The 17,685-nt window shown below is 73.6% G+C and carries 13 protein-coding genes; 10 read left to right on the forward strand and 3 right to left on the reverse strand.

Annotated elements, in window-relative coordinates; genetic code table 11:
- Positions 1-27: 27 nt before the first annotated feature.
- Both ACP4E5_RS36445 and ACP4E5_RS36450 read right to left on the reverse strand, forming a co-directional pair.
- A complete protein-coding gene (locus ACP4E5_RS36445; protein WP_425836348.1) occupies positions 28-1,608 on the reverse strand; it encodes a hypothetical protein in 1,581 nt (526 codons plus the stop codon).
- Between the two features lie 37 nt (positions 1,609-1,645).
- A complete protein-coding gene (locus ACP4E5_RS36450; RefSeq protein WP_266598445.1) occupies positions 1,646-1,840 on the reverse strand; it encodes a hypothetical protein in 195 nt (64 codons plus the stop codon).
- Between the two features lie 281 nt (positions 1,841-2,121).
- On the opposite strand from ACP4E5_RS36450, the gene ACP4E5_RS36455 reads away from it, so the two are divergent.
- The 10 genes from ACP4E5_RS36455 (at position 2,122) to ACP4E5_RS36500 (ending at position 16,838) form a co-directional block, all read left to right on the forward strand.
- The gene (locus tag ACP4E5_RS36455; RefSeq protein ID WP_425836351.1) at positions 2,122-2,514 is read left to right on the forward strand and encodes an ankyrin repeat domain-containing protein; all 393 of its coding nucleotides are present in this window, start codon (positions 2,122-2,124) and stop codon (positions 2,512-2,514) included.
- A gap of 279 nt (positions 2,515-2,793) precedes the next feature.
- Positions 2,794-4,206, forward strand: coding sequence for a HEAT repeat domain-containing protein (locus tag ACP4E5_RS36460; RefSeq protein ID WP_425836353.1), 1,413 nt, complete (start codon positions 2,794-2,796; stop codon positions 4,204-4,206).
- 152 nt (positions 4,207-4,358) lie between these two features.
- Positions 4,359-5,495 (forward strand): glycosyltransferase family 4 protein, encoded by a 1,137-nt coding sequence (locus tag ACP4E5_RS36465; RefSeq protein WP_425836356.1) that lies wholly within the window; start codon positions 4,359-4,361, stop codon positions 5,493-5,495.
- Positions 5,492-6,643 carry a glycosyltransferase gene (locus ACP4E5_RS36470; RefSeq protein ID WP_425836359.1) on the forward strand — a complete coding sequence of 384 codons (1,152 nt, stop codon included), beginning with the start codon at positions 5,492-5,494 and terminating at the stop codon, positions 6,641-6,643. The genes ACP4E5_RS36465 and ACP4E5_RS36470 overlap by 4 nt, the downstream gene beginning before the upstream one ends.
- Positions 6,640-7,560: an SGNH/GDSL hydrolase family protein gene (locus tag ACP4E5_RS36475; RefSeq protein ID WP_425836362.1), complete on the forward strand. Its 921-nt coding sequence runs from the start codon at positions 6,640-6,642 to the stop codon at positions 7,558-7,560. Before ACP4E5_RS36470 ends, ACP4E5_RS36475 begins: the two co-directional genes overlap by 4 nt.
- 45 nt (positions 7,561-7,605) lie before the next feature.
- Positions 7,606-8,808 (forward strand): cysteine desulfurase-like protein, encoded by a 1,203-nt coding sequence (locus ACP4E5_RS36480; RefSeq protein WP_425836364.1) that lies wholly within the window; start codon positions 7,606-7,608, stop codon positions 8,806-8,808.
- Positions 8,809-8,872: 64 nt separating this feature from the next.
- The gene (locus tag ACP4E5_RS36485; RefSeq protein ID WP_425836367.1) at positions 8,873-9,583 is read left to right on the forward strand and encodes a GntR family transcriptional regulator; all 711 of its coding nucleotides are present in this window, start codon (positions 8,873-8,875) and stop codon (positions 9,581-9,583) included.
- 92 nt (positions 9,584-9,675) lie between these two features.
- Positions 9,676-11,202 (forward strand): hypothetical protein, encoded by a 1,527-nt coding sequence (locus ACP4E5_RS36490; RefSeq protein ID WP_425836369.1) that lies wholly within the window; start codon positions 9,676-9,678, stop codon positions 11,200-11,202.
- Positions 11,203-11,263: 61 nt separating this feature from the next.
- On the forward strand, positions 11,264-12,157 hold the full coding sequence (locus tag ACP4E5_RS36495; protein ID WP_425836372.1) for a hypothetical protein: 894 nt from the start codon (positions 11,264-11,266) through the stop codon (positions 12,155-12,157).
- 37 nt (positions 12,158-12,194) lie between these two features.
- Positions 12,195-16,838 carry a coiled-coil domain-containing protein gene (locus ACP4E5_RS36500; protein ID WP_425836375.1) on the forward strand — a complete coding sequence of 1,548 codons (4,644 nt, stop codon included), beginning with the start codon at positions 12,195-12,197 and terminating at the stop codon, positions 16,836-16,838.
- 25 nt (positions 16,839-16,863) lie between these two features.
- On the opposite strand, the gene ACP4E5_RS36505 is transcribed toward ACP4E5_RS36500, so the two are convergent.
- On the reverse strand, positions 16,864-17,298 hold the full coding sequence (locus tag ACP4E5_RS36505) for a hypothetical protein (protein WP_425836378.1): 435 nt from the start codon (positions 17,296-17,298) through the stop codon (positions 16,864-16,866).
- Positions 17,299-17,685: the final 387 nt, after the last annotated feature.

The raw sequence follows: 17,685 nt of genomic DNA on the forward strand, positions 1-17,685 counted from the left end.
CTGCTTCCTGTGCGCAGCGCCCGGCTCTCAGCGCTCGGCCAGCGCCTCTGCCTCGTCCGGCACCGCTTCGACCGGGGTCTCCATGGCCGCGTCCGCCGGCGTGCTGCGCTCCGGCAGCAGCGCGATGACCGCCTGCCGGTGGGCTTCGCTCGTCGCGTCGTCGTACGGGTCCGGGGTGGCGGGGACCTGGAGGCGATGGACGGGACCGGTGCCCAGGCGGGCGTAGCCGCGGCCCGCCGGGATGTCGGCGGTGGGTGTCGTCTGCGGCACGGTCCCGAGCACGTCCCGCAGTTCCTCCGGAGCGGCCGGGCCGAGCACCACGCGCGCGCGGGTGTGCTGCCGGACCGGGTCGATCAGGGCGTCGAGGCTGTCGAACTGTTCGGCCACGACGACCGTCACGCCGGCCGCGCGGCCGTGCCTGAGGGGCACCTGGAGGAGCGTCTGCGGGTCCTTGCGGCCGTCCGCGGCGGCTAGGTGGCCGAGGGCGCTGGGGCGGTCCAGCAGGATCCACAGCGGGCGCTTGATGTCGTCCGGGGTGGGGTGCCCGGCCTGTCGCGCCCGGTTCGCGGCGATCAGCCGCCGCTCCGTCTCGTGTGCGGCCCATTCGAGGCTGGTCAGGGCGCCGGCGAGCCCGCACTCCACGGCGAGCACTCCGGAGCGGCCGACCAGACACGCGTAGTCGCCCGTCCCGCCGCCCTCGACGATCAGCACGTCACCGTGGCGCAGCGCCTGCAGCGCCACGGAACGCAGCAGGGACGTCGTGCCGCTGCCCGGCTGGCCCGCGACCAGCAGGTGCGGCTCGGTGGAGCGGACGCCGGTGCGCCACACGACGGGCGGCACGTCCCGCTCCTCCTCGCCCGCCATCACGGGCAGCGTGCGCTGGACGCCGGTCGCGTCGGTGAAGCCGAGCACGGTCTCACCGGGCGAGGTCACGAAGGGTTGGGCGGCGATGTCCGTGGCCAGCGGGTCGAGCACGTTCACCGTCAGGTGGTTGCCCTCCTCGTCCCACGCGAAGTGGTACTCGCGGCCCCGGCCGAGCTTGGCGTGCAGCAGCTGCTCGATCCGGGCCCGCGACGCCGCCTCCCCGTCCGTGAAGTACGCGGGGTAGCGGATGTCGATCCGGTCGACACGGCCGTCGCCGTCGAAGTCGAACGTCTCGAAGGCCTTCTCCCAGTCGCCCCCGTGCGCGTACAGCGGGCTCGGGTCGTCGGCCACGGAGAAGTACGGTACGAGCGCCTCGTAGAGCGAGGAGAGGCGCTGTACCTGCGAATCGTCGGGGCCGGTCTGTTCCGGCGGCTTCGGATCGCGTCCCTTCCATGCGGCCGCTGCCATCAGGGTGATGAGCGCCAGCAGCGGACCGTACGGAATGAACACCACGACCAGGACGAGGGCGGCCACCAGGAAGAGCAGCGGTCCGCGCCGCTCCTTGGGGGTGTCCACCCACTTGTGCCGCCCGGCACCGGCCAGGCGGCGCAGGCCACGGCTGATCGTGATGAGGGGGTGGAGTACGTCGGTGGCACCGTCGGCGGCCGTCCGAGCCATGTCCCGGCTCCGGGCGATCGTGGCGCTGCCGTTGCTCAGAATGCGGGGGAGTGGGCGCCTGGCCACGTCGTTCTCCTGAAGGTGTGTGCGGGTGAGTGGTCCGTCAGAACTTGATCCCGCCGAGCAGGCTGGCGAGGCTCTGGCCGCCCGCCTTGATGCTCGGGGCGATGGCCGTGCCCGCCAAGTAGAAGCCGAAGAGGGCGCAGACCAGTGCGTGCGAGGCCTTCAGGCCGTCCTTGCGGAAGAACAAGAAGACGATGATGCCGAGCAGCACGACGCCCGAGATGGACAGGATCATGAGGGTTCTCCTGGTTGATGGGGACAGTCACCATGAGTTCTTCCAGGCTCACAGCATGTATCTATACGACAAAAGGTGCAAATGGGTGGAAATTCGTAGCTTTCACCCAATTGACCGGCTGTCGCTGAGCCGCTCGAGCGTGCTGCCGGACGGTCGTCCGCACTCTTCGTGATCTTTGCCTCGGTGGTGTCGGGTCATGTGCCGGACCGGGCAGTACCCTGTCGATTCACTCGTACGGCTGCACTGCCGTACCGGCACGCATGAGAAAGGCGGTCCGCCCGATGAGCGAAGCCCCCGACCCGGAGGTCGTGGAGCTGGCCACCAAGATCTTCGACCTCGCGCGACGCGGCGAGACGGAGGCTCTCGTGGGCTACGTGGACGCCGGGGTGCCGGCGAACCTCACGAACGACCGAGGCGACACGCTCGTCATGCTCGCCGCCTACCACGGGCACGCCGAGGCGGTGCGCGCCCTCCTGGAGCGCGGCGCCGACGCGAACCGTGCCAATGACAAGGGTCAGACCCCGCTCGCGGGCGCCGTCTTCAAGGGCGCCGACGACGTGATCAGGGCGCTGCTCGACGGAGGCGCCGATCCGGCCGCCGGGACCCCTTCGGCGGTCGACACGGCCCGGATGTTCGGCAAGACGGAGCTCGTCGACCTCTTCGGCACCTCCTGACACATCGGTTCTGACCAGGCAAAACGGGGGTGCGGTAAATGTGGTCGCGGTGTGCTCCGCCGCTGGGTCATGATGACGGCGTGATTTACGGACGCGAGGCCGGGGCAGGTGGTGCCCACGTGCAGAGCGGGCCGTGAACGGCCCGGTTCCGGGCCTTGGACGAGAGGCAGAGAAATGGGTAGCAGCAAGCAAGAGACGGCGGGCGCTCCGACGTGTTGTCGCGTGGCCAGGTAGGTGAGCATCCCGGTTGCGTCGACGCTTGATGTGAGGCTGTTTCCCATGTTCGAACCGGTCATAGCGCCCAGCGGTACGCTGCTCGGCCTGCTGCAGCGGGGCCGCGGCGACGGCACGCTGCACGCGCTGACGGCGCCTCGTGCCGAGGCGCTCGCGGCTCTCAATCACTGTGTGCTGAGCGATCCCCGCCACGACTGGCAGGTGGAGAACCGCTCGCTGTACTACGCCCGGCTCTACGTCGACCTCCATGGCGAGCTCGACGAGATCGAGCGGCATCTCTTCGACCCCGAGGACCTCCTCGACACCGAGGAGTCGCGCACGGGCCTCGCGCTCGCGGTCCTCGGCCACCTCGCCTCCTACGACAGGCGGGACGCCCTGGAGCTGCTGCGCAGGTACGCCGCCGTGGGCGGCAACTGGGCCTGGGCGCTCGACGAGCTGGCCCTGCGCGACGACGACGCGGGCCTGCGCGCGCTCGCCGAGCCGGTCCTCGCCCGCTTCCCGGCCGGCGCGGAGTCCGAGCTCGCCGTCGCCGTGCGCGACGCCTTCGAGCCGCGGCCCTGGCGCCTGTGGGCCGAGGATCCGCGCCCGCATGTGGGGGCACGCGTGCGTGCCGCCCAGGAGGCCGGCTCCTTCGACCGCTGGCAGCGGCAGATGCGGCCGTCTGGCCCGCGCCCCGAGTGGAGCGTGCAGGCCGTCTTCGACTGGGCGCAGGAGGGCTTCGAGCGGGGCGCCGTCCTGTACGTGCCCGCCGCCCGCTGCCTGACCGCCGTGGCGGGTCCGCAGGACCACGCCGAGATCGTGCGGGCCGCGCAGGACGGGACCGACGGGGCGCGCTGCACCGCCCTTCGCTACCTCGCCGACCAGCACGACCCGGTCGTACTCGATCTCATCGAGGCCGCCGTCGAGGCACCGTCCCGCGTGGTCGTGGACGCCGCCCTGGACGCCTTCGAGCGGATGCGCAGCGTCGCCGTCGTGCAGCGCGCCCGGCAGTGGGCGCCGCGGCCCGACGCGCTCGGCGCCGCCGCGGGCCGCATGCTCGCGTGCAGGGGCGGCGCACAGGACGGCGAATTCGTCCTCGCCTCCCTACGGGAGGCAGTACGCGGCGACGGCCCCGACGCCCCCACCCTCTGGCCGCTCGTCGACGGGGCAGGGCGGCTCGGCATCGTCTGCGCCGCCCCCGTGCTGCGGCACATCTACCGCGAGACGGCCTCCTCGCATCTGCGCGGGCGCGCCGCCCGCGCGCTCGCCGCCACCGATCCCTCCTTCCCCGCCGGGTTCGCCGTCGAGTGCCTGTGGGACTGCGAGGAGAGCACCCGCGAGGTCGCCGCGCGGCACGCCGAGACGGGCGACGCCCGCGTCGTCGATCAACTGCGCCGCCTCGCCGCCGATCCGGCCGAGGAGGACGAGGTGCAGACTGCGGTCCGCAGCAGGATCGGTCCCGACGCCACGGCGCTGTGACGCGCTGATTTCCGGGAGGTGGCCCTTCGGTGAGGGGCCGCCTCCTCCTCGTTCACCTGCGGTTTTCGGCGGCGGTCAACGCTCACGGACCGTTCCCCGCCAGGAAAGATCCACTTTGACGTGAGCACGTCCGGCGGGGCGACAAAGCCCGTATGCGTGTCGTCATCGTGACCGAGTCCTTCCCGCCCGACATCAACGGTGTGGCGCACTGCGCCCTGCAGACCGCGCGGCACCTCGCCGCCCGCGGCCACGAACCCCTCGTCGTCGCCCCCGCCACCCCCGCCGGACCGGAGGCGGACGCGGCCGCGCCCTGCCCGGTCGTCCGGGTGCCGTCCCTGCCGCTGCCCGGCTATCCGCAGGTCCGTGTCGCGCTGCCGGGGCGCCGCCTCGCGCAGACCGTGGCCGCGCACCGGGCCGAACTCGTCCATCTGGCCAGCCCGTTCGTGCTCGGTATGCGCGGCATGGCGGCCGCGACCCGGCTGCGCGTGCCCGCCGTGGCCGTCTACCAGACCGATCTGGCGGGCTACGCGCGTACCTACGTGGGGGCGGGTGAGGCCGCGGCCTGGCGGCGGATCCGCACCGTGCACGCCGCCGCCGACCGCACGCTGGCGCCCTCCACCGCCGCACAGCGCGACCTGGAGGCGCACGGGGTGCCACGGGTGCGCCTGTGGCCGCGTGGGGTCGACGCCGTACGGTTCCGGCCCGAGCGGCGCTGCGAGCTCCTCCGTGCCGACCTGGCGCCGCGTGGGGAGCTGCTCGTCGGATACGTGGGGCGGCTCGCGCCGGAGAAGAACGTGGAGCTCCTGGCGCGGGTGTGCGGCCTCGACGGCGTGCGGGTCGTGGTGGTGGGCGACGGGCCGAGCGAGGCGTCCCTGCGGGGCGCGCTGCCCGGCGCGCACTTCCTGGGGCGGCGCACCGGGGACGAACTCGCCCGGATCTTCGCCTCGTTGGACGTGTTCGCGCACACCGGGCCCCACGAGACGTTCTGCCAGACCGTGCAGGAGGCCATGGCGAGCGGGGTACCGGTGATCGCCCCGGCGGCCGGCGGGCCCCTCGACCTCGTCGAGCACGGCAGGACGGGGCTGCTCGTACCACCGGGTGACGCGGAGGCGGTGCGCGACGCGGTCTGGGCGCTCGCCGCCGATCCCGGGCTGCGCGCCGCATACGGGAGCGCGGGACGGGCCGCGGTGTCCGGGCGCAGTTGGGAGGCCGTGGGCGACCTCCTGGTCGAGCACTACGAGGAAGTGCTGCACGCGCGGTCGGCGGGGACGGGGGCGATGGCGGCATGAGCGGGCGACTGCGGATCGTGCGGATCGCGAACTTCGTCGCCCCCGCTTCCGGCGGGCTGCGGACCGCGCTACGAGAGTTGGGCGCGGGCTATCTGGCGGCGGGACACGACCCGGTGCTGATCGTGCCGGGGGAGCGGCTCTCGGACACGGAGACGCCCCAAGGGCGCGTCATCACGCTGCCGGGGGCGCCGCTCCCGGCGAGCGGCGGCTACCGCGTCCTGACCGACCGGCAGCGCGTGGGACGGCTGTTGGCGCGGTTGCGCCCGGACCGGCTCGAGGTGTCGGACCGGACGACCCTGCGGTGGACCGGTGCGTGGGCGCGCCGCGCGCGCGTGCCCGCCGTGATGGTGTCCCACGAGACCGCCCATGGAGTGCTGCGCACGTGGGGTCTGCCCGATGGTGCCGCGCGACGGGCCGCCGACGTGCTCAACGTCCGTACGGCGCACGCCTACACGCGCGTGGTGTGCACCACGGAGTGGGCCGAGCGCGAGTTCGTACGGATCGGGGCGCGCAACGTGGTGCGGGCGCCGCTCGGCGTCGATCTCGTGCGGTGCCGGCCGGGGGAGCGGAACCCGGATGTTCGAGCGCGCTACGCGCGCGTGGACGAGGTTCTGCTCTTCATGTGCACCCGGCTCTCCGTGGAGAAGCGGCCGGGCATCGGCCTCGACGCGGTGGCGCGGCTGCGCCGGTCCGGTGTGCCCGTCCGGCTCGTCGTGGCGGGGGACGGGCCCTTGCGGTCGCGGCTCGAACAACGCGCGCGGGCGCGGCAGTTGCCGGTCTCCTTCCTGGGGCACGTCGCCGACCCGGCGGCGCTGGCGGCCCTTCAGGCCACGGCCGACGTGTGCCTGGCACCGGGGCCAGCCGAGACGTTCGGGCTCGCCGCTCTCGAAGCGCTGGCCTGCGGCACGCCGGTCGTCGTCAGCGCGTCCTCGGCACTGCCGGAGGTGGTCGGCGGGGCAGGGGCTGTGGCCGAGGACAGCGGTGCGGCGTTCGCGGCAGCCGTCCGGGACGTGCTCGGGCGGCCTACACGGCAGCGTAGGGAAATAGCCCGCGCGCGTGCCGAATGCTTCGGGTGGGACGTCGCCGTGGACGCCTTCCTGGCGGCGCACGACGCGCCTGCCCGGGTCCGGCTTCGGGATGCGGCATGAAGGCGCTCAGGTTCGCCGCGCTGGGGGACTCGCTCACCGAGGGCGTCGGCGATCCGGTCGGTGGCGGATGGCGGGGCTGGGCCGCGCTGCTCGCCGAAGGACTGGCGCCCGCCGAAGTACCCGTGGAATTCCGCAACTTCGCGACCAGTGGGGCACAGTCCGCCGATGTGCTCCTGCGACAACTGCCAAGCGCGCTGGCGTTCGCTCCCGATGTCGCGTCCGTCGTGGTCGGCGTCAACGACACCCTGCGCGCCACCTTCGACATCCACGCTGTCGCCGCCCACCTGGACACCGTGTACGGGGCGTTCGCCGAACAGGACGCCGTGCTGCTCACCGCGTGCCTGCCCGACCCCGGCGCCCTGCTGGGCCTGCCCGGCGTCCTGGCACGCCCTCTCGCGCGCCGCCAGCGCGCCGTCAACTCCGTGGTCCACGCGCTGTCCCAGCGCCACGGAGCCGTCCATCTGCACGCCGCCGACGCCGCCTGGGCGGCCGACCGTGCCCTGTGGAGCGCGGACCGGCTGCACCCGGGCGAGCGGGGGCACCGCCAGTTCGCCGCCCGCTTCCACGACGTGCTCGCCGCCGCAGGGGTGGCGCTCGGCCCGGCGCCCGGCGTCGAGCCGGAGCGGCCCGCGCCGACCCGGGCCGCCGGCCTGTGGTGGCTCGCCACGGCGGGCACAGGGTGGGTCGCGCGGCGCTGCGCCGACCTGCTGCCCGAGCTCCTGGCGCTCGCCGCGGACGAGGTGCGGCACGACATGCGCGGCACCGGCGCCCGTCTCGACCTGCGGGCCTCCGCCGGGGTCGCGGCGGCGCTCGCCTCCGTCTCGGGTCTGGAGGTACCGCTCCTGGCTTGCGATCATGTGACGGGAGCCGCGGGAACGGCTCCCGGTACGAGCCGGCCGTGCGAGGTCTGCGCCTGACCGGGAGCGGGCCCCGCATCGCCTACGCACCACAGGAGTTGAGTCATGGCCCTCGATATCGCCGCGATCCGGGCACAGATCCCCGCCCTGAAGTCCGGCACGGCCCGCTTCGACGCGCCGGGCGGCACCCAGCCCCCCGCGCCGGTCATCGACGCCGTCGCCGCCGCGCTGACCGGACCGCTGGCGAACCGGGGGCGGATCACGGAGGGCGAGCGCCGTGCCGACGGGATCGTCGTCGAGACCCGTGCCGCGCTGGCCGATCTGCTCGGCACCACCCCCGGGACCGTCGTGTTCGGGCGCAGCGCCACACAGCTCGTCTACGACCTGTCCCGGATGCTCGCCAAGACCTGGAGGCCGGGAGACGAGGTGGTCGTCACCCGCCTCGACCACGATTCCAACATCCGCCCGTGGATCCAGGCGGCCGAAGCGGCGGGCGCCACCGTACGGTGGGCCGACTTCGACCCGGAGACGGGAGAGCTGCGGCCCGAGCACCTCAAGGCCGTGCTCTCGGAACGTACCCGCCTGGTGGCCGTCACCGCGGCGTCCAACCTGATAGGCACGCGTCCCGACCTGCCGGCCCTGGCCGCCCTCACCCACGAAGTGGGCGGGCTGTTCCACGTGGACGCGGTGCACTACGCCTCGCATGCCGCGGTCGACCTGGCGGCCCTCGGCGCGGACACGCTGGTCTGCTCGCCGTACAAGTTCCTCGGCCCGCACCTGGGCGTGCTCACCGGCCGCGCAGAGCTGCTCGAGTCGCTGAGCCCCGACAAGCTGCTGCCGTCCAGCGACGCCGTACCCGAGCGCTTCGAACTCGGGACCCTTCCCTACGAGTTGCTGGCGGGCACGCGGGCCGCCGTGGACTTCCTCGCGGACCTGTGCGCGGGCGCGCGAGGCAGCCGCAGGGAACGCCTCGTCGCCTCCTTCGCGGCCCTTGAGGAGCACGAGGACGCGCTGCGGCGGCGCATGGAGCGAGGGCTCGCGGACCTCGGGGGCATCACCCAGTACTCGCGGGCCGAGCGGCGCACCCCGACCCTCCTGTTCACCGTCGAGGGCCGGAGCCCGGCCGAGATCTCCCGGCACCTGGCCGACCACGGCATCGACGCCCCCGCCGGTTCCTTCTACGCGGTGGAGGCCTCGCGGCGGCTCGGCCTCGGGGACGCGGGCGGTGTCCGCGTGGGTCTCGCCCCGTACAGCAGCGCGGAGGACGTGGAGCGGCTGCTCGCAGCTCTGGAGGCGGTTGTGTCCTGAGGCGCGTGCAGGTGTCGTTGAACGATCCGTCGATACCAACGTTGTCTCGTTCCAGGAACTGCGCTTGAATTCGGCCGTGGCCATCGACGAACTCAACGCCCTCGCGGACGACCGCGCGCTGCTGGGACGCACCAGCACCGCGGAGCGCGTCGCGGACATCCTGCGGAACCGGATCGCGGAAGGTTTCTTCCCGCCCGGCACACGCCTGTCGGAGGACAGCATCGGAGGCGCCCTCGGGGTGTCGCGCAACACCCTCCGTGAGTCGTTCCGGCTGCTCACGCACGAGCGGCTGCTCGAACACCGGCTGAACCGCGGGGTCTTCGTGCGCGTCCTGAGCGTCGACGACGTCGAGGACATCTACCGGACGCGGCGCATGGTCGAGTGCGCCGTCGTACGGTCCCTGGGAGACCCGCCGTACGCCCTCGACCGGGTCGCCGGGGCCGTCGCCGACGGGCACCGGGGGGCCGAGCGGCGTGAGTGGAAGAGCGTCTCGACCGCCAACATCCACTTCCACCGCGAACTCGTCGCCCTGGCACGCAGTGAGCGCACCGACGAACTGATGCGCAGTGTCCTGGCCGAGCTGCGGCTGGCGTTCCATGTCGTGGACGACCCGCAGCGCCTCCACGAGCCGTACCTGGCACGCAATCTCGAACTCGTGGAAGTGCTGCGCGAGGGGCGCAGGGACACGGCCGAGACGCTGCTCGGCGAGTACCTCGACGACTCCCGCGAGGGGCTCGTCGAGGCGTACCGGCAGCGGATGCCGAAGGACGGTTAGCGGCCTTTCACGGCTCGTCGCCGGCGAGGTCGCGAGCCGTCGCATCTGCGCCGTTTCGACCGTTGTCAGACCCAGCGCATACCCTGTGCTCCGTGACTTCGCCTGCCAGCACGGAATCCGTTCCGCCCCAGCTCAGCGCGGGGCCGCGCCCCGCACCGGGCCCGGCCGCCGACGAAGGGCTCGCGCGCCGTCTTCGCGCGCTCGCGTGCACCGCGCCGCTGCACGACCTGGACGTGCGCAAGGCCAATCTCGCAGGCGAGTACTCGACGTACGGGATGGCGGAGGTGGCCCTGTCGGCCATCGACCTCGTCACACTGAACATGGACTTCGACACGGGCGCCGACCACGAGCAGATAGTGGCCAGGCTCGTTCCCCGCATCGCGGCCCAGGCCCCGCAGCGGCCCTCCGCCGAGCACGAGCGGGTGGCCCGCTGGGTCCTGGAGAACCTGATCAACGTCGGCAGCGTGGACCGCGGCTTCCGCGCCGTGTACGGCACGTTCGCGCCGGACGGCTCCTACGTACGGCGTGATTACGACTTCAAGCTGATCGAGGAGGTCCCCGGCTACGGGGGCAGCGTCTACCTCCGCACGACGGACGAGGCGGTGAACGTCCTGGTCGGCGCCCTCGACACGGACGTCACCAGCGCGCAGATCGCCGCCGAGGTCAAGCTGGAGGTGCTGATCAGCCGCGGCCGGCTCGCGGACGCGCAGCTCGCCGCCGAGCAGGCCAGGTACCGGACCGTGCAGTACTCGGAGACGCTCCGCAAGGCACTGGACGCGACGCGGCGCAATGTGCGCGCCGTCGACTGGCTGCGGGCCGTGCCCGACATGATCGCCGAGGCGCTCGACCACGTCGCGGACCGCTACCGGCACGAGAACGCGATCCTGACGAACATCCGTAAGGCCCGCGACGAGTCGGAGGACCAGGAGCACAAGCGCCGCGCCGCCGAGCTCGTCGACATCGTCAAGGACTGCATCCGCCGGCACACGCAGCTGCAGTCGCGCCTCCTGGAGGCCGGACCGCTGTTCCGCGCCGAGCAGGACCGGCAGGCCTTCACGGCGCCCTCCGCGCGCGCGGGCCTCGATCTGTACGGGCAGCTCCTCGCGCCGCTGCTGCCGCTGCCGGTGGAGAGCGCGACCAAGGCGACTGACGCCTTCTTCGCGCGCGGCACCGGGCTGCGTACGCCCGTGTCCGTCCGCGTCGGCGACCTGGTCGACATACTGCTCACGCCCCCCATGGAGCGCGAGCACCTCGGCGCGGAGATGCCCGAGCCGGACCTCATCGCCACGCCGGACGACAGCCGGTTCAGCGAGGAGCAGCTCGCGGGCGCCATGGAACTCCTCGACCTGCCGTCGGACGCGCCGCGCCGACTGTCCGGGCTGCTCGCCGACGCGCGCAAGCGCGACTCCGAACTGCCCTACCTGGTCGCCCTGTTGGCGGTTCACGCGGCGAGCCCGCCGGTCGGCACCGCCTACCGCCAGGGCGAGGAGAAGCTGCTGTTCGCCGTGGACGACGGCACCGAACTCGACGACCCGGAGTTCGGCGGCGCCGACCTCATCGTGGGCACGGCCCTGCTCGACGCGGCCGGGATGGCCACGGACCGGACGGAGGCCGCATGACGCCGCCCCACGGCCCCGTAGAGCACGCAGCACACGCAGAACCCATGAAGGAGCACCACCCGTGACCGAGTACGCCGAAGAGCACGCCGAGCGGGGCGAGCCCGACGCTTCGGGCTCGGCCAGGGCCCAGGCGCCCGTCACCCCGGCCGACGCCGCCGACGCGGCGCGGCTCGTCTCCTTCGGCCTCCAGCCGAAGCTGCAGCCCTCCCGCGACCAGGAGTACGGCGAGCTGCTGCGCCGCTATCGCGAGGACCCGGCCTTCGCTCGGCTCGCCGACGCCGTGGCGAGCGGACTCGGTCTCGTCGTCCTGGAGGTGTCCCCGCGCGCGGGGATGGCCGTGACCGCGGCCGAGGACTCCGTGTTCGCGGTCCGCATGGGCGACTACGCGCGCCGGACGACCGCCGATTCCACCGACCGCTTCCTGCACGGCCTCGCTCACCTCGCGGTCGCCGCGCTCGCCTTCCCGCGCCCCGAGGACCTCGCCGACGACGGCTACATCGGCCGCGTGAGTGTCAACGGGGTGGACGCCTTCGTCCGGCAGGCCTGCCGCAAGCTGGAGGAGCGGGCCGAGGAGACCGGCGAGAACACCGACCCGGCGACCGAGGCCCCCGGGCTCGAAGCCGCCTGGCGGATCTGGGCGCGCCGCAGCTCCACGGGAGCCACCAAGGACACCCGCCGCCTCGCCAGTTCGACGACCGGCATCGTCGGCAAGGCCGTCGCGTTCCTCACCGACTCCGGCTTCCTGCAGAGAACCGGCGACGACTCGGGCGGCACGTACCGCACCACCGCCCGCTACCAGCTCCAGGTCCGCGACATGGCCGGCACGGCCGCCATGGCCGAACTCCTCGAACTCGGGGTCGTCCCCGTGACCGACGGGTCCGCGAGCCTGGTGCCGCCGATGGACGAGGACGCGACCGGGCTCGCCGCCGACGCGGGCCTGCCGTTCCACTCCTGACCTTCTTGAACTTCCGTACCTACCACGAGAGTCCGCCATGTACGAGCTGTCCCGGGTTCGCCTCTACTCCATCGGGCCCGCCGGTGCACGCTACGCCGACACCGTGCTTGACCTGCGGGGCGTCGGCGAGCCCGTGCCCGACCCCGCACCCACCCAGGCGGAGTTCTTCGAGGACGAGCCCGTCGGCCCGCCGCGCCGCCCCGCGCCGGCCGGAGTGCTCTTCCTGGAGAACGGCGGCGGCAAGTCGGTCCTGCTCAAGCTGATCTTCTCGGTCATGCTGCCCGGCCACCGGAACACACTGGGCGGCGCTAGCTCCGGCGTGCTGCGCAAATTCCTCCTCGCCGACGACTGCGGACACGTCGCCCTGGAGTGGCAGCACACGCTGACCGGCGAGTGCGTCGTCGTCGGCAAGGTGAGCGAGTGGCGCGGGCGGCAGGTCTCCAACGACCCGCGGAAGTTCGCCGAGGCCTGGTACTCGTTCCGGCCGGGCCCCGGTCTGAGCCTCGACTCGCTGCCGGTCGCCGAGTCCAGCGCCGTACGTCCCGTCGCCGAGGGCGCCTCGGGCGCGCAGGGGCGGCGCCGCACCATGAAGGGCTTCCGTGACGCGCTGACGGAGGCGGGCAAGGCGTACCCGCACCTGGAGGTGCACTGGGAGGAGATCCACGACCGGTGGAACGAGCACCTCGGTGACCTGGGCCTCGACCCCGAACTCTTCCGCTACCAGCGGGAGATGAACGCGGACGAGGGCGAGGCCGCGGGCCTCTTCGCCGTCAAGAAGGACTCCGACTTCACCGACCTGCTGCTGCGCGCCGTGACCGACACGCGGGACACGGACGGCCTCGCCGACCTGGTGAGCGGGTTCGGGAACAAGCTGGGCCGGCGCTCCGAGCTGATCGCCGAGCGCGACTTCACCGCGGGCTCCGTCGACCTGCTCACCCGCATCGTGGAGGGCGCGGACACGCGGGCACGCGCGCGGGACATCCACACCGCGAGCGAGCGCCGTACGCGCACGCTCGCCCGCCGCCTGTCCGCCCGCGCCGCCGTCGAGCGCGGCCGCACCGGGGAGCTGGCCCAGCAGGTCACCGCCGCCGCGCACACCGTCACCGAGGCGGAGTCGGCGCGCGAGCGCAGCTCCCTGATCGCCGCCGAACTCGCCTACCGGCACGCCTCCTTGGCGCTCGCCGGAGCGGAGAAGGCCGCCGCCGCGCAGAAGCGCGAGCTGGCCGACGCGCGCAATCTCCACTCCGCCTGGCAGGCCGCCGAGGCCGTCCTGCGCCACCGCGCCGCCGCGGACCGCTCCGCGCGCGTGGCCGTCGCCATCCGCGAGGCCGAGCGCGACGCCGCCCCCGCGCTCGCGGCCCGCGCCAAGGCCGCGTCCGAACTCGTCCGGGCGCTGCACAGCGCCGCCGAGCAGTCCGAAACGCACGCGAACGAGGAGGAGGAGCGCTCCGCCGTCCTCCAGGAGGCGGGCGAGACCGCGCACCGCGACGCCACGGCCGCCGCCACCGAGGCCCAGCGCGCCCGCAGTGAACTCGGGCACCTGCGCCAGCGGTTGACCGAGGTCGAGCAGGAGACCACCGAGGCCGTGCGCGCCGGGTGGCTCGACGACAGCGCACCCGACGCCGACCCGGCGCGCGCCGCGCTCGCCGCGGCCGACGCGGAGAAGACCACCGTCGCCGCGTGGGACACCGCGCGCGAGGCCGCCCGCCGGGCCTCCGAGCACGCGCGCGAGGCCGCTGCCACCGAGGCGCGCGCCGAGCTGACCGCGGCCCGCGCCGCCGACGCCGCGAGCGCCGCGGAGCAGGCCCACCAGGCGGAGGAGCGGGCCGCCGCCGCCCTCGCGGGGGAGGAGCGGCTGGCCGAACTGCTGGGCGTGGGCGGGCAGTTCGAGTCCTCCGAATCCGGTGAGGGCGCCCAGGACGCGTCCGCCGCCGGCGGGGGCCTCGCCGACGGAACCGCCGGGGGCTCCCTCACCGCCGAGGACCTGGACCGCGCCGCCGACGACCTGAAGGCGTTGCTCGACGACACCGTGACCGCCGCCGAGCGGCAGCTCTTCGAGCTCCGCACGGCCGCCGCCGACGACTCCCGGATCCTGGGCGCCCTGGGCGACGGCGGCCTGCTCCCGCCGGGCCCGGACGTGCTGGCCACCGTCGAGTTCCTCGGTGAGCACGGCATCCCGGCGCTGCCGGGCTGGCGCTACCTCGCCCAGTCCGTGGATCCGGTCGACCACGCGCGCGTGCTCGCCGCCCGGCCCGAGCTGGTCGATGGCGTCGTGATCACCGACCCGGCGGCTCACGAACGGGCCCGGGAGGCGCTCGCCGGTGCGGCCCTGCTGCCCCGCTCCGCCGTCGCCGTCGGTACCGCCGCCGCACTGCTGGCGCCCACCCCGGCAGAGAACGCGTCCTCCACCGAAGGCGCGGCCGTCTTCCTCGTCCCGCCGAACCCGGCCATGCACGACGAGCACGCCGCCGACGAGGAGCGGCAGGCGCTGCGCGAGCGCGCGGCCGGGCGCGACGAGGACATCCGCACGCTCGCCGGGCGCCTCGCCAAGGACCGCGAACTGGCGGCGCGCCTCACCTCCTGGCGCTCCGGCTGCCCCACGGGCCGCCTCGCCGAACTCGCCGCCGCGGCCCACGAAGCCCGTACGTTCGCCGAGGAGTCCGAGGCCGAACTCGCGGAGGCCCGCACCCTGCGCGCCGAGGCCGACGAGTCCGCCGCAGAGGCGACCCGCGTGCGCGACGAGCGCCAGGAGGCGGCGCAGAAGGCGCGCCGCGCCGCCGACGCGCTCGCCGGACTCGCGTTCCGCCTGCGCGAGCGCGCCGGCTGGCAGGCGAAGGTCCGCGAACTCGCCGACGAGGCCGTCGAGTCGGAGGCCCGCGCCCAGTCCTGCCTGGAGCACGCGCGTTCCGCCGACGAGGACCGCCGCGCCGCCCAGCGCTCCGCCGACGACGCCCGCCGCACTGCCCGCACCCTGCGGGCCGAGCGCGCCGAGATCGCCGGCGCCCCCGACGACGTACCGGAGGGGACGGCACCGCAGGCGTCGCTGCCCGCGCTGCGCGAGGCGTACCGGGCCGCGTCCCAGGTCTACGAGAAGGTGGGCGTCGGCGCCGACCTGCGGGCCGAGCAGGCCCGCGCCGAGTCCGACGAGTCCGCGGCGCTCGCCGAGCTGGACCGGCTCAGCAACAAGGTCCGCACCCGCGCCGCCACCCTGCTCGAAACCTCCGAAGGCGCCGACGGGCCCTCCCGGCAGGCCGCCGCCGCCCGCGCCGAGGAACTCGTCCAGCTGCTGGAGACCCGCGCCTCCACCGCGAGCGAGCAGCTCGGCCGACTGCGCGGCGAGGCCGAGCGGCACGCGCCCGAGGACGGAGACGCGCACACGGAGCTGCCCGAGGACCTCGTCCCGTCCGACACCGAGCACGCGCAGACCCTGCTGCGCACGGCCACCACCGAACTCGCCGTCCGCACCGACGCGTTGAGCACCGCCCGCGCCGCCCACGCCGAGCTGCTCGACGCGCACCGTGCCGCGGAGGACGGGGCCGGCGGCTTCGACGAGACCGCGGCGCTCCTGCGCGACCTGCTGCGCGACCACGCGGACCCGGCGGAGGAGCAGGACGAGCACGAGCCCTTCCCGGGTGCCCTGGAGGAGGCCCGCCAGACGGCGGCCGAGACCCGGCGCTCGCTGCGCGGCTGCGCCGCCGACCTGTCCGCGGCCGAGGCGGCGGTCCGCGAGGCGAGCGACATCCTCGTACGGCACGCGAACTCGACGCGGTACGAGCAGGTGCGCACGCCCGCCCGCCAGCAGATCCGCGAACTGCCCGCGTCCGCCCTGCCCGAGCACGCGCAGAAGTGGGCCGACGCGTTCGCCCCCCGGCTGCGCGTCCTCACCGACGAGCTGGCCCAGCTGGAGCGCAACCGCGACTCGATCGTGGACCGGCTGCGCGGCCTCGTGGAGTCCTCGCTCGCCACCCTCCGCTCCGCACAGCGCCTGTCCCGGCTGCCCGAGGGGCTCGGCGAGTGGTCCGGGCAGGAGTTCCTGCGGATCCGCTTCGAGGAGCCCGACCAGGCCACGCTGACCGAGCGACTCGGCGAGGTCATCGACGACGCGACCAGCGCGGCCGTGAAGAAGAACTCCGACCTGCGCCGCGACGGCATGTCCCTGCTGCTGCGCGGTGTCAGCGCGGCACTCGAGCCCAAGGGCATCGCCGTGGAGATCCTTAAGCCGGACGCGGTGCTGCGCGCCGAGCGCGTCCCCGTCGGACAGATGGGCGACGTGTTCTCCGGCGGTCAGCTGCTCACCGCGGCCATCGCCCTGTACTGCACGATGGCCGCGCTGCGCTCCAACGACCGGGGCCGCGACAAGCACCGCCACGCGGGCACGCTGTTCCTCGACAACCCGATCGGCCGCGCCAACGCGACGTACCTGCTCGAACTGCAGCGTGCGGTGTCCGACGCGCTCGGTGTGCAACTCCTCTACACCACCGGCCTGTTCGACACGACGGCGCTCGCCGAGTTCCCCCTCGTGATCCGGATGCGCAATGACGCGGACCTCCGGGCCGGCCTGAAGTACATCAGCGTGGAGGAGCACCTGCGTCCTGGCCTGCCGCAGCAGGACCCCGAGGGCGAGACGGTGCACGGGGAGATCACGGCCACGCGGATGTACAAGCGGCCCGTCGAAAGCTGATGCCTGACCGCGCGGCGGGGGCGGCTCAGGAGTGGGTCAGCTGCCCGGCCCCGCCGCGCCTGCGTATGTTGACCGAGTCGGGCCGCGCGACGCCGCGCCGTGACCTCGCGGCACGGCGGGCCTGGCGGCGCTCCTTGCGCAACTGCCGGGCCGTGCTGGCCGGGACCGAGACGACGCCGTGCCGCTGGTTCCACACCTGACGCGTCACCCAGACGTCGAGAACGCCCCATGTCGCCACCACGGTGCTCGCCACGCTGCTGATCACCATGGGGAAGGCCAGCCAGGAGTCGGTCAACGTGGAGAACACGGCGATCATGGCCTGGATCAGGGTGAGCGCGACTATGAGGACGGCCCGCACCGCGGACGTCCGTACGGGATCGGGCATCCGGCGCCGACGCGCCGGCTCCTCGACCCACAGCCCATTTCGCTCCGCCGTGCCCATCGCCACGTCACTCCCCACCGCTCGTGGGCCCTCAACGGCCCTCAAGCCGATGCCCCCGCACCGGCACTGCACAGTGACTGCCCGAATTGCCGTGCTTTACGCCGTCGACTCGCCCTCCCTTGATGAAGACGAACGGTGGGCCCGGAAGATTCCCGCTTCGGGGAACTCGCCTGTTCCGGGGGTGCGCTGCGCAGGATTCCGGCCAACTCTTCGACAGTACGGGCCGGTTGAGATCCCGTTCGGTGCGGGTCTCGGACGGAGGGAATCTCCCGCAATGACGGACAACTCATGATCTCAGCACCACCGTTCACTCGGACATCATCCGGACAGGCCTTCGAGTTGCTCCTGTCTCAGTAGTAGGCTCGCGCCGTTTGTTGACGCACATGTGTGCCCCTGAAGGCAGAG

Origin of the sequence: Streptomyces fractus (genome assembly GCF_049844455.1) — a bacterium.
GTDB lineage: Bacteria > Actinomycetota > Actinomycetes > Streptomycetales > Streptomycetaceae > Streptomyces > Streptomyces fractus.

Bases quoted from the DNA above. Each gene is read 5' to 3' on its own strand.
- ACP4E5_RS36450 (WP_266598445.1), bottom strand. From the start codon at position 1,840: ATGATCCTGTCCATCTCGGGCGTCGTGCTGCTCGGCATCATCGTCTTC.
- ACP4E5_RS36455 (WP_425836351.1), top strand. From the start codon at position 2,122: ATGAGCGAAGCCCCCGACCCGGAGGTCGTGGAGCTGGCCACCAAGATC.
- ACP4E5_RS36460 (WP_425836353.1), top strand. From the start codon at position 2,794: ATGTTCGAACCGGTCATAGCGCCCAGCGGTACGCTGCTCGGCCTGCTG.
- ACP4E5_RS36465 (WP_425836356.1), top strand. From the start codon at position 4,359: ATGCGTGTCGTCATCGTGACCGAGTCCTTCCCGCCCGACATCAACGGT.
- ACP4E5_RS36470 (WP_425836359.1), top strand. From the start codon at position 5,492: ATGAGCGGGCGACTGCGGATCGTGCGGATCGCGAACTTCGTCGCCCCC.
- ACP4E5_RS36475 (WP_425836362.1), top strand. From the start codon at position 6,640: ATGAAGGCGCTCAGGTTCGCCGCGCTGGGGGACTCGCTCACCGAGGGC.
- ACP4E5_RS36480 (WP_425836364.1), top strand. From the start codon at position 7,606: ATGGCCCTCGATATCGCCGCGATCCGGGCACAGATCCCCGCCCTGAAG.
- ACP4E5_RS36500 (WP_425836375.1), top strand. From the start codon at position 12,195: ATGTACGAGCTGTCCCGGGTTCGCCTCTACTCCATCGGGCCCGCCGGT.